Below are 11739 nucleotides of genomic sequence, written 5' to 3'. Positions count from 1 at the left end.
CGCTGAGGCCGGCCCGCCCGCGGGCGCGACCCGGCCGGCGCAGATCGGGGCAGCCGGGCAGCGCGTAGAGCGGGTCGACACCGTCGGATACCGGTGTCGACCCGCCCTGCGCGCCCAGAGGCGCCTGCGATCAGGCCCGTGCCTCGAGGCGCCCGCGGTCAGTGCGCCGATCTCGTGCGGATCTCCGCGGCGTACCCCGCGGGAACCGGCGGGATCTGACCCGCCGTCGTGCCCGCGGCCGTCACCTTGTTGAGGAGGTCCGCGCTCACCTCCGCGATCTGCTGGGGCGTGGGCTGCAGTCCGTGGACGTGCTTCTTCCCGTAGCAGATCTCGTAGGAGGAGATGTTCCGGTTGACGGGCGCCGCGTAGTAGTACTGGGCCCAGACGTAGACGGCCATGACCTCACGCTCCCGGGTTCGCGACGGCGCCGGAGATGACGTATGCCGTCTTGAGCGACTGCGGCTGGTTGACCAGCTCCGGCGACGGCGTGAAGGTCACGGTGAACGAGCTGTTGTCGGAGCTCGCCTCCACGCTGCTGCCGTAGGCACCCTGGCTGAAGCTGCCGAGCTTGATGAAGCCGAACAGCGTGAGGTTCCCCGTCACCGACTCCGACCAGTTCTGCTCGAAGCTCGCGTAGTCGGCGTGGCTGTAGGTGACCTTGACCGTCGGGTAGTTGGCGACGAGCAGGTTGGTGAGCAGGCCGAACCCGCCACCGTCGGCGACCCCGTCCATCGTGTAGGGCGGAGTGCTGACGAAGCGGAACCCGGTGACGTCCTGGCCTTCGTTGGCGACCGCCTGCGCGATCGGATCGGCCCAGTAGAAGCCGACGTTCGTCGCCTGCTGCCACGCGGCCGGCGACAACGCGACCATCGAGTACCCGGCATACGTGATCGTCACCGAGCAGTCGGTGCTCGTGCCCTGGGCCTTGGACATGTCGTAGCTCGCGCTCGCCTCGGTGCTGAACTCCAGCCACGAGCCGATGCTGAAGCCCGCCTCGCCCTCGACGTTGACGTTGAGCGTGCTGCCCGACGACTGCTCCGTCGTCATCGAGATCTCGATCGTGCGGGAGGTGTTCTGCAGGTCGTTGCTGATCGACTGGACGGAGGTGTTGACGCCCCAGCCGACGTTGTAGCCGGGCACGATCGCCCCGGTGTTGGGGTTGAACGTCTGCTGCCCGCCGTTGCTCGCCGACGGCGCCATCGCGTTGGCCTTGAGCTGGGCGAGCATCCACGCGCCGTTCTGCAGCTCGTCGGAGAGCGCGTTGACCGGCTGCATGATGTTGAGGTACGTCACGACGTCGGTGATGACCTGGTCGCCGCCGGACGGGGCGTTGGGCAGGAGCGCCTTGAGATTGCGGGCGGCCGCCATCTTCGAGTAGCTGAGCGGGGGCGTCGAACCGCTCCACTGCGAGCCGAGGACGTAGCCGATGACGTAGTCCTGCTTGGTCCGCACGCCCGCGGCGGTGAGCTGGGCGTCGGTGATGGTGCCGAAGCTGCTCTGGTAGTCGGTGACGATCGTCTGCGCCTGGAGGGAGGCGTTCGACTGCGCCTGGTTGAGCTTCTGCTGGTCGCCGCTGGAGAGCGCGTAGGCCATCGCGTTGAGCACCGAGACGTAGGCGTTCGCGAAGCCGCCGCCGGTGGAGAGGGCGACCGTCCCGGGAACCTGTCCGGGTGAGACGAGCGCGTCGATGTACTGGTAGGTCAGGTCGTTGAGGACGCCGTTGGCGTTCTGCCAGTTCCACGGGAAGTCGCCCTGGGCGGGGTACTGCACGGGGTAGAGCTCGCTCTTGAAGGTGTCCTTGACGGCTGCCATCGCCTTGTCCTGCAAGGCGGAGTAGAACGCCGTGCCGGCTGCGACATCGGTCGTTGTCATCGTGATCCTCGATCCTGTTCGATCTCTGCGCCCCGGGTGGATCGGGCGCGAGAACGATGCTCATCCGGATGAACCAGACAAACATCCTCAAAATTGATGAATCTGGCGAACTGCATCGCGAACCGGGCCGGTGTCGGCGTAGCGGTGCGCGTGGGCGACGGCCGCCAGCTGCGAGCTCACGTCGAGCTTGACGAGGATCCCGTGGATCTGGGTGCGCACGGTGGCGAGCGAGACATGCGAGAGCGCGGCGATCTCCGTCGCGGTCCGCCCCTCGACGAGCTGGGCCAGGACGAACTCCTCGCGGGGGGTGAGCCGCGCGAGGGCGGCCGCCCGCCGGGTGCGGTCCCGCATGGGCTCCAGGAGCGTCGAGCGATCCGTCGGACCCGCTCCCCTCAGCACGGCGTCGAGCTGGGCGATGAGGTCGAGGAAGGGCTGCTCGCTGTCGATGACGGCGACGGCCCCGCGCGCGACGGCCGTCAGCAGGGCCCGGACCGCGGAGCGGGGGCCCACGACGATCGTCCGCACGTCGAGGGAGGTGGCCGGCCAGGCCGTGGCGGACGACCGAGCGCGGGTGGCCTCGGTGACGACGACGCGAGCGACCGGTATGCCGAGCCCCGACGCGCCGCCCGAACCGTGGGCCACGGCGGCCCAGCCGATACTGACGAGCGCTGCCGTGAGCGCCGCGACGAGACGGGGATCGTCGCCGCCGAGGAGCACGCCGAGACCCTTCAGCGGAGGCAACCGCGGCTCGGCCACCGCTGAATCGTCCCAACCCACGCAAACCGGGCGGAGCCCGGGAGGGAACGGGACCGGCGTGAGGCGAAGGGGAGGGGGTCAGGTCACCGGCCCCCTCCCCCTCGCCCGGCTCAGTCGGACGAGGCGCCCGCGACCAGGCCCTCCTTGATGAGCGACATGACCGAGGAGTCGGCGAGCGTCGTCACGTCGCCGATCTCGCGGTTCTCGGCGACGTCCTTGAGGAGGCGGCGCATGATCTTGCCCGACCGCGTCTTCGGCAGCTCGGGGACGATCATGATCTGCCGGGGCTTGGCGATCGGGCCGATCTCCTTGGCCACGTGGTCACGCAGCTCCTTGACGAGGTCCACGCCCTCGCCCACCTCGTCGGCCTCGGCGACCGCCTCCTGCCGGAGGATGACGAAGGCGCACACGGCCTGGCCGGTCATCTCGTCGGAGGCGCCGACGACCGCCGCCTCGGCGACCTTCGGGTGCGACACGAGCGCCGACTCGATCTCGGCCGTCGACAGCCGGTGACCGGAGACGTTCATGACGTCGTCGACCCGGCCGAGCAGCCAGATGTTGCCGTCGACGTCGTACTTCGCACCGTCGCCGGCGAAGTAGTACTTCGGCCCGAACCGGCTCCAGTAGGTGTCCTTGTAGCGCTGCGGGTCGCCCCAGATGCCCCGGAGCATCGCCGGCCACGGCTTGGTGAGGACGAGGTAGCCGACCTTCTCCGCCTCGGTGAACGGCTGGCCCTCGTCGTCGAGGATCTCCGCGCTGATGCCGGGGATCGGCAGCTGGGCCGAGCCGGGCTCCAGGGTCGTCACGCCGGGCAGCGGCGAGATCATGATGGCCCCGGTCTCGGTCTGCCACCACGTGTCGACGATCGGGCACCGGTCGCCGCCGATCCACTTGCGGTACCAGAGCCAGGCCTCGGGGTTGATCGGCTCGCCGACGGACCCGAGGAGGCGCAGCGAGGACATGTCGAACTGCGTGGGGATGTCGTGGCCCCACTTCATGAACGTCCGGACCGCCGTCGGGGCGGTGTAGAGGACCGTCACGCCGTACTTCGCGACGATCTCCCACCAGCGTCCCCGGTGCGGCGTGTCGGGGGTGCCCTCGTACATGACCTGCGTCGCGCCGTTCGCGAGCGGCCCGTAGACGATGTAGGAGTGGCCGGTCACCCAGCCGATGTCGGCGGTGCACCAGTAGACGTCGCGCTCGGGATGGAGGTCGTGGACGACCGCGCTCGTGTAGGCGCACTGGACGAGGTAGCCGCCGGTCGTGTGGAAGATGCCCTTCGGCTTCCCCGTCGTCCCCGACGTGTAGAGGATGAACAGCGGGTGCTCGGCGTCGTGCGGCTGGGCCTCGTGGCTCTCCGACGCCGGGTCGACGACGTCGTGCCACCACAGGTCGCGCCCTTCGACCATCGTCGTGTCCTGTCCGGTCCGCCGGACGACGAGGACCTTCTCGACGGGCGTGTCGGCGTGCTCGAGGGCGGCGTCGACGGCGGGCTTGAGCGGGGACGGCGCGCCCCGTCGGTACCCGCCGTCGGAGGTGATGACGATCTTGCACTGGGCGTCGTTGATGCGGGTGTTGAGCGCCTCGGCCGAGAACCCGCCGAAGACGACCGAGTGCGGTGCCCCGATCCGCGCGCACGCGAGCATCGCGATGGCTGCCTCGGGGATCATCGGCAGGTAGATCGCGACGGTGTCGCCCTTGCCCACCCCGAGGGACTCCAGCGCGTTGGCCGCCTTGGACACCTCGCGCTGCAGGTCGGCATACGTGATGGTCCTGGTGTCCCCGGGCTCCCCCTCGAAGTGGATCGCGACGCGGTCCCCGTGGCCGGCCTCGACATGGCGGTCGACGCAGTTGTAGGCCGCGTTGAGCTCGCCGCCGACGTACCACCTGGCGAACGGCGCGTCGGACCAGTCGAGCGTCTGCCCGAAGTCGGTCGCCCAGGAGATGCGGTCACGGGCCTGCTGCGCCCAGAACCCCTCGTGGTCGGCTTCGGCCGCGGCATACAGCTCCTTGGTGCCGTTGGCCTGCGCGGCGAACGCGGGGTCGGGGGCGAAGGTGTGGTGTTCCTGGGACAGGCTTTCCTCGGACACGGGGGGCTCCTCCTCGAGCGCTATCGGTGTGGGCCTGGCGACCTCTCCTCACTCAACCGTGCCGCCGGGTGCTGGGCAAGGGGAGGGGTTCCTGCGAAGCGTCCCACGGATGGGTGGGCACGGTCACGGGTGGGTGGGGACCGTCACGAGCGGGTATGCGACGCGCCCGCCACGTAGTGCGTCACCGGCGGCGCTTCTTCGGACGCGTCCGGCCGGCCGCCCGCGGAGGTGGTGGCGGGGCGGGCCGGTCGGCCTGTGCGGCAAGGGTCGCCGGGTGGACGAGGAGGGGCAGCAGGGCGCGCTGGGCGGGAGCGCGCGCCGCCACCACCGCGGTCAGGTGCGCCTCGGCCCGGAGGACCAGCTCGGCATACGCCTCTTCACCCATGAGGGCGACGAGCTCGGCCCGGCCGCTGCGGAAGAGCGGCTCGCGTCCGACGTGTGCCTCGGGCGCGTTGCTGCAGAACCAGTCGAGCTCGTGGCCGCCGGGACCCCAGGAGCGCCGGTCGTACTCGGTGATCGTCACCTCGACCTGGCGGGTGCCGTCCGGATGCTCGAGGAGCCGGTCGACGCGGCGGATCGGCAGCTGCCAGCACGCCTCGGGCATGACGGCCACGTGGTCGAGGCCCTCGCGCTCCCCGAGCCAGTGCATCGCGCAGCCCGCCCCGGTGCCGGATCCGGAGCGGTTGAGGAAGATGCACGCCCCGTCGACGACCTTCGTCCGCGTCACCGAGACCTCGCCCTCGGTGACGACCTCCGACCAGGCCTCGACCGCCGTCGATCCGGGATGGTGCTGCCACAGCGTCGGGTCGAGCCGGTCGACGACGGCGGCGACCCGGTCCCGGTCCGCGTCGCTCGCGAGATGGGCCCCGATGACGCAGCAGCCGCCGTCGGGCACCGCCGCGAAGATGCTCCGGCAGCCGCGGCCGTAGATGCACGTCCACCTCGACGTGAGCCACGTGAGGTCGCAGCGGAACCGGCGGCGCCGGTCCGTCGGGTCGTCGAACTCGACGAAGACCCGCGGCGTGCCGAGGTCGGTCTGGCCGCTCTGCACCATGGGGCGAGCCTAGTTCGTGACGATGGTCCCGGCTCGCGTCCGTGCACCCTGGCCCGAGTCCGCCGACCGGGGCCGTTCTCGGCTCGGCGGCCCCTCGCATACGCTCCTGCCCGTGACCGAGTTCGATGACGCACTGGCCCTCTCCGTGCTCGACGGGGGGACGAGTTCGGGACGGTTGGGCGGCGGCTGGCGGATCGGCGGGGCGGTCAACGGCGGTCTCCTCATGGCTCTCGCGACGAAGGCCCTCGGCGACCGGCTCGCCGCGGAGGGCGCGCCCCAGGCCCATGGCGACCCCGTCGTCCTGTCCGCCTACTTCCTCTCGGCGGCCGCGAAGGGCCCCGTCGAGGCGGTGAGCGAGGTCGTCCGGATGGGCCGGACCCTGTCGACGGGGGAGGTGAGCCTCTTCCAGGACGGCCCCGACGGGCCGGTCGAGCGGCTGCGTGCCCTCGGCAGCTTCGGCGACCTCGGCGCGATGGGCGACACCGTCCTGCGCTCGCCCGCCCCGCCGGACGTCCCGTCGCCGGAGGAGTGCCTCGCCTCGGCCGACGCGCCGTCCCCGCTCCGCGGGAAGGTGCCTCTCATGGACCGGGTCGACCTGCGCCTCGACCCGCGGACCGCGGGCTGGGCGGTGGGCTCGCCGACGCAGGAGGGCCGGATGCGGGGCTGGATCCGCTTCGCCGACGGCCGTCCCGTCGATGCCCTCTCCCTTCTGTTCTTCCTCGACGCGCTGCCCCCCGTCGCCTTCGACCTCGGCATCCTCGGGTGGGCGCCGACGCTCGAGTTCACCGGTCACGTCCGCGCGCGCCCGGCGGACGGCTGGCTCCTCGTCGAGGCGTCCACCGACACGGTCACCGCGTCGGTCATGGAGGAGGATGCCCGGATCTGGGACTCGACCGGCCGCCTCGTCGCCCAGTCCCGGCAGCTGGCCGGCATCCGCCTGCCGGAGGGAGCGGCCCCCGGCTCGCCCGGCGGGACACCGGGGTGACCGCGGCGACCGACGCGGTTCTGCGTCTCGGGGACCGTCCGGATGTGGCGCCCAAGGTCGACGCGGCCCGGGACGCGTGCACCGCGCTGCGCTGGCACGAGGGGCTGCGCCGTCGGACCCCGGAGGCGGCCGCCGAGTCCCGGGTCCGAGGTGCCCATGCCAGTGGGGGTCTCGACGGGGCGCGGCTCTCGCTCGACATCGTCCGCGACCTTATGCGGGGGGCGGTCACCTGGCATACCGAGCTCGACCCCGTCGAGAAGGTCATGCGGTGCGCCATCGCGGCGACCGCCGAGACCGAGCACGTCCGCGCTCTGGTCACCACGGCACCGCTCCAGGCCCTCGCCCGGCTCCATCTCGTCGGGGCGGCCGGTCTCGTCGACGACGCGGCGCTCGGCCGCCCGCGCCTCGGCCGGGAGGAGTGCCGCGAGCTGACCGACCTCGGCCCGGCCGTGCCCGCCTCCGAGGTTCCCGCGCGGCTCGCCGGCCTCGTGGAGCTGCTCGGGGCCCTCGGCTCCGGCGTGCTCCCGGGCGCGCTCGTCGCGGCCGTCGTCCACGCGGAGATCGCGACGGTCCGGCCCTTCCTGCGGGGCAACGGCCTCGTCGCCCGGGCCACGGAGCGCTGCGTCGTCCAGGCGAGCGGCCTCGACCCGACGGGCGTGGCGGTGCCGGAGGAGGGGTACGCGAGGCTCGGCGGACCCGCCTACGTCGGGGCGCTCGCGGCATACGGCACCGGGTCACCGGAAGGCGTGGCCCTCTGGCTGGGGCATGCGTGCGACGCCTACGTGGCCGGAGCCGCCGAAGGCGCGGCCGTCGCGGACGCCGTGCGAGCCGGCCGCCTCGGCTGATCCCGGCCCCCCGGATCCAGGTCCAGCCATGAATCCACCCATCCGTCGGCGCTTGGGGGTTCCCAAGACCGGTCGTCGTGGAGTAGACCTTGGGGTGTCGCCACTGCACCACGGCGGCGCTGGACCACCGCGAGCCACGCGGGTACCCACGCGCAGGCAGTCCACTGATGGACGGCTCGTCGTTCGGACACCGACGTCCAACGACGACGACGACAGGATGCACGCCTGGTCGCCCGCACCGGCTCACGGTCGACGGCACCCCGCGAGCCCGGGGTGCCGTCCCTTTGTGGGGCCTAGGTGCGGGCCCGCGGCGGTGGCGTCGATGTGCGCCGTGGTGCTGGACGATCTCTGGCGCATCGAGTGATTTGTCCTGGTTGCGGCGTTTGGCCGCGCATGCGGAAGTCGGCGCCTCGAAATCCGTCGTGCCGCCGACTTGCGCGCGTACCCCGGATGCCTCACGATTGACGTGTTGCTCCCCTTCGGGGTTGAGCACCGGCGCACCTGCTCCTCCCCCCCGGAGCACGGCGCGTCGACGGCCCCGGTTGTCCCCCCGACCGGGGCCGTCCCCTTTCCGGCGCCGGTGGGATGGGCCATGGTCCTCGGCGGCCGTCCGGGTGGCGCCGCACGCCTCCGTCCGGGTGGCGCCGCACGCCTCCGTCCGGGCGACATCCCGCGGCGGGCTCTCGTCCACAAGGCGATGACATCCGTGCCGGTCGTCCACAGCCCCGGCCGACCCCTGCCGTCGACCGACGGCGTCGACGAGGGTGTCCGCATGACAGGTCTCGTGATCGGTGTGCTCGGAGCCTCCGGTGGCGTCGGCACCTCGACGGCCGCGGCCCACCTCGCCTGGCGGGCGGCCCGCGGCAGCACCGTCCTCGTCGACGCCCATCCGGCGACCGGCGCGCTCGACGTCCACGTCGGCATCGAGCACCTGCCCGGTCCACGCTGGTCCGCCTTCCAGCGGCTCCGCGGTGAGACCGACGGCGCCGCGGTCGTCTCGGCGCTCCCACGGACCGGCCGGTATGCCGTTCTGGCGGGTGACGGACGTCCCCCGCCCCCCGCCGTGCTCGAGTCGGTCCTGTGCGGGCTCCGCGACGTGGCCGACCTTCTCGTCCTCGACCTCGGTGCCGGTCTCCCGTCCGGCCGTGTCGCGGTCACCCACTGTGCGGCCGTCGTCGTCGTCGCCGGTCTCGGAGTCCGCCGCCTCGCCGACCTCGACCAGGTCGCGGCGGACCTCCACCGCACGCCGGAGGCACCAGCGGTGCGCTCCGACGCGGCAGGTGCGCCCCGCAGGGGCGTCATCTCATCGGGTGTGCCCGGCGAGGTTGGGGGAGGAACACGTGCGCCCGACGGGGTTCCCGAACCGTCCCGGGCGCCCGGTGGGGGTCGCGACTCGTCGCCGGCGCCCGGCGAGGGTCCTGAGCGGCCCGGGAGCCCTGGCAGGAGCTCGATGTCGATCCAGGTCCCAGGCGCCGGCTTGCCGCCGCCCGGTGCCGCGGCCTACCTCGTGACCCGGGGCCCGGCGCGGTGTGCGGGGCTGGCGGACGAGGTGGCGACCCACGTGGGCCTGCCCTTGCTGACCCATTGGGCCGACGAGGCGCGGGTCGGCGCGGACCTCGAGCACGGCGTCCCACCGGGCGAGCGCGCGCACGGCCTCGACCGGGGCGTGGACCTGCTGATGGCCGCACTCCCTCCGCCGCGAGCGGTGGCGACGGCGTGAGCATCGTCCCCGACGCCAGGCTCGCACGGCTCATCCGTGCCGGGGCCACTCCCGACGATGCGACCGTGGGTGCCCTCGTGGAGATGGACGCCATGGTGCTCGGCGCGCGCGGAGCCGAGGAGGCACACGCTGGGTGGACGTCGGCGCTCACGGGCCTCGGTCCGCTGGAGCCCCTCGTCGTCGACGGCGTCACCGACCTGCTCGTCAACGGCGACGGCTCGGTCTGGGTCGATGCGGGTGCGGGACTTCGCCGGGCGGACATCGAGGTGGGCGGTCCCGATGCGGTCCGCCGTCTCGCGCCCCGCCTGGCCGGGGTCGCGGGGCGGCGGCTCGACGACAGCCAGCCCTGGGTCGACGGGCAGCTGCCGGGCGGCATCCGGCTCCATGCCGTGCTGCCGCCCATCGCCGCCGGCGGCCCCCACGTCAGCCTCCGCCTCGCGCGCCGGGACGGATGGACGCTGGAGGAGCTCGCGGCACGTCGCATGGTCGACCCTCGGATGCGCCAGGTCCTCGAGGCGATCGTCGCCGCCCGCGTCTCCTTCCTCGTGACGGGAGGCACCGGAACCGGCAAGACGACGCTGCTCGCCGCCCTGCTGGAGTCCGGCCCCGCTGCCGACCGGATCGTCGTCGTCGAAGACGTCCGGGAGCTCTCGCTCCGCCTCCCGCACGTCGTCTCCCTCCAGGGTCGTGCCGCGAACGTCGAGGGGGTCGGGTCGGTGACGCTCGTCGACCTCGTCCGCCAGGCGCTCCGCATGCGACCCGACCGGCTCGTCGTCGGCGAAGCCCGGGGCGCGGAGGTCAGGGAGCTGCTCGCGGCCCTCAACACCGGTCACGCCGGCGGCTGCGCGACGCTCCACGCGAACCGTCCCGCCGACGTGCCGGCACGCCTCGCGGCGCTGGGAGCGCTGGCCGGGCTGTCGGAGGAGGCCACGGCGGCCCAAGTCGCGAGTGCGGTCGAGCTTGTCGTCCACCTCGGCCGGGACGGACCTCGTCGGCGGGTCGCGGAGGTGGCTCTCCTCGGTCGCGGCGAGGTGGTTGCGGCCCTCGTCGCCGACGGCGTGACCAGTCGCGATGGGCCTGGCATGCCGCGCCTGGCCCGGCTGCTCGCCGCGGGATCCGGCCGGTCACCGGAGCCGATCCGGTCCGGCGAGCCAGGCCGGGTGGGCGAGCCAGGCCGGGTGGGCGAACCGGGCCGAGGATCCGGCGCGAGCGGGGTGGACCTGTCATGACCCTCCTCGTGATGGGACTGCTCGTCGCCGCGGCGGCGCTGCTCTGGCCGAGCCGGGGCTCGTCGGTGCCGTGGGGACTCTCCGGTCGGGGCGTGCGGAGTGGCGAGCCTCGGAAGGCGCGGAGTGCCGAGTCTCGGAGTGCGGGGACTCGGAATGCGCAGACCACAGCGGGGCGGACGGGATGGGCCCGGCGGGCGCGCCGGGGCGGAGCGACCGATCTCGCGGTGGCGGCCGAGTTCGCGGAGCTGCTGGCGCTGTGCCTGTCGGCCGGTCTGGGACCGGATCAGGCCGTCGATCTCGCCGAGGGCACCCAGGGGCCACCCGACCCGCGACGCACGAGGCTCGCGACCATGCTCCGGCAGCCCGCCGATGGGCGACCCGAGCTCGTCCTCGGCCTGCCTCCGCCGGAAGCTCCTCCGCACGGGGGGAATGGGCGCCAGGCTCCCCGGAGCCTGGCCCCGGTCGCGAGAGACGGTGTGGCCGATGTGCGCCTCCTGGTCCTCGCCTGGTGGATGAGCCGCGAGCGCGGGTCGCCGTTGACGAGCGCCGTGGCGTCCTGCGCGAGGACGCTGAGGTCGGCCGACGCCGCCAACCGTCGGCGGGCGGGCCGCCGCGGAGGCGGGACCGAAGGCATCGATGTGGGTCCTCAGCATCCTTCCGCTCGTAGGACCCCTCATCGCCGCCCTCGCCGGCGTCGACGTGCGCGCCGCCTACGGAACCCCCGCGGCGGGTGTCTCATGCGCCGTCGGTCTCGCCCTCACGAGCGCGGGCTGGTGGTGGGCACGCAGGCTCCTGCGGTCGGCCAGCCGCCCGGTGCGCCACCGATGACCGCGTTCGTCGTCGTCCTCGTCGTCCTCGTCGTCGCGGCGATCCTGTCGTGGCCGCCGAGGTCCTCCGGAGGCGAGCACGAGCACGCCGGTGCGCCAGGGTCGAGGGACGGCACGGTGCCGGGCACGCGCGACGCGGCGGACGAGAAGGGAGCGACCGTCGCCGAGGCGGCCGACGCGCTCACCCTCCTCGCCCTGGCCCTGCGCTCCGGATGTGGTCCCGTCGAGGCGCTCGACGACGTCTCGTGCCGGGTCGACGGTCCTGCCGGGCGCCAGCTTCGCGCGGTCGCGGTCGCCCACCGCTGGGGCCTGGACCCCGACGACTGCTGGCGGTTCGCGCCGGCGGTCTGGGCGCCGGCCG

The 11739-nt window shown here is 73.2% G+C and carries 10 protein-coding genes; 5 read left to right on the top strand and 5 right to left on the bottom strand.

Annotation, left to right across the window (positions count from 1 at the left end):
• Positions 1-158 precede the first annotated feature (158 nt).
• From BN12_RS15590 to BN12_RS15570, 5 genes are all read right to left on the bottom strand, one after another.
• Positions 159-398: a hypothetical protein gene (locus BN12_RS15590; protein ID WP_048553890.1), complete on the bottom strand. Its 240-nt coding sequence runs from the start codon at positions 396-398 to the stop codon at positions 159-161.
• A 4-nt stretch (positions 399-402) separates the two neighbouring features.
• Positions 403-1872, bottom strand: coding sequence for a hypothetical protein (locus tag BN12_RS15585; RefSeq protein WP_048553886.1), 1470 nt, complete (start codon positions 1870-1872; stop codon positions 403-405).
• Positions 1873-1959: 87 nt separating this feature from the next.
• On the bottom strand, positions 1960-2628 hold the full coding sequence (locus BN12_RS25815; protein ID WP_048553885.1) for a helix-turn-helix transcriptional regulator: 669 nt from the start codon (positions 2626-2628) through the stop codon (positions 1960-1962).
• A gap of 110 nt (positions 2629-2738) precedes the next feature.
• Complete coding sequence (acs, locus tag BN12_RS15575) at positions 2739-4718, bottom strand: acetate--CoA ligase (RefSeq protein ID WP_048553883.1); 1980 nt, start codon at positions 4716-4718, stop codon at positions 2739-2741.
• A 181-nt stretch (positions 4719-4899) separates the two neighbouring features.
• Positions 4900-5772, bottom strand: a complete 873-nt coding sequence (locus tag BN12_RS15570) for a hypothetical protein (RefSeq protein ID WP_048553881.1) — start codon at positions 5770-5772, stop codon at positions 4900-4902.
• Between the two features lie 112 nt (positions 5773-5884).
• On the opposite strand from BN12_RS15570, the gene BN12_RS15565 reads away from it, so the two are divergent.
• The 5 genes from BN12_RS15565 to BN12_RS25285 form a co-directional block, all read left to right on the top strand.
• Positions 5885-6757: a thioesterase family protein gene (locus BN12_RS15565; protein WP_048556472.1), complete on the top strand. Its 873-nt coding sequence runs from the start codon at positions 5885-5887 to the stop codon at positions 6755-6757.
• Positions 6758-6801: 44 nt separating this feature from the next.
• Positions 6802-7602 (top strand): Fic family protein, encoded by an 801-nt coding sequence (locus tag BN12_RS15560; protein ID WP_235432424.1) that lies wholly within the window; start codon positions 6802-6804, stop codon positions 7600-7602.
• A 772-nt stretch (positions 7603-8374) separates the two neighbouring features.
• Entirely contained in the window at positions 8375-9322 is a 948-nt protein-coding gene (locus BN12_RS24605) for a hypothetical protein (protein WP_157635524.1), read from the top strand.
• Positions 9319-10551, top strand: a complete 1233-nt coding sequence (locus BN12_RS15550; protein ID WP_053080051.1) for a TadA family conjugal transfer-associated ATPase — start codon at positions 9319-9321, stop codon at positions 10549-10551. Before BN12_RS24605 ends, BN12_RS15550 begins: the two co-directional genes overlap by 4 nt.
• 824 nt (positions 10552-11375) lie before the next feature.
• On the top strand, positions 11376-11739 hold a 364-nt coding region (locus BN12_RS25285), incomplete at its 3' end, for a hypothetical protein (protein WP_048553873.1).

The sequence above is a fragment of the Nostocoides japonicum T1-X7 genome, assembly GCF_001046855.1.
GTDB classification, from domain to species: Bacteria; Actinomycetota; Actinomycetes; order Actinomycetales; family Dermatophilaceae; genus Nostocoides; species Nostocoides japonicum.
This window is presented reverse-complemented; position numbering and strand designations above follow the sequence as displayed.

Coding starts and splice junctions, on each gene's coding strand:
- BN12_RS15590 (WP_048553890.1), bottom strand. CDS start 398: ATGGCCGTCTACGTCTGGGCCCAGTACTACTACGCGGCGCCCGTCAAC.
- BN12_RS15585 (WP_048553886.1), bottom strand. CDS start 1,872: ATGACAACGACCGATGTCGCAGCCGGCACGGCGTTCTACTCCGCCTTG.
- BN12_RS15570 (WP_048553881.1), bottom strand. CDS start 5,772: ATGGTGCAGAGCGGCCAGACCGACCTCGGCACGCCGCGGGTCTTCGTC.
- BN12_RS24605 (WP_157635524.1), top strand. CDS start 8,375: ATGACAGGTCTCGTGATCGGTGTGCTCGGAGCCTCCGGTGGCGTCGGC.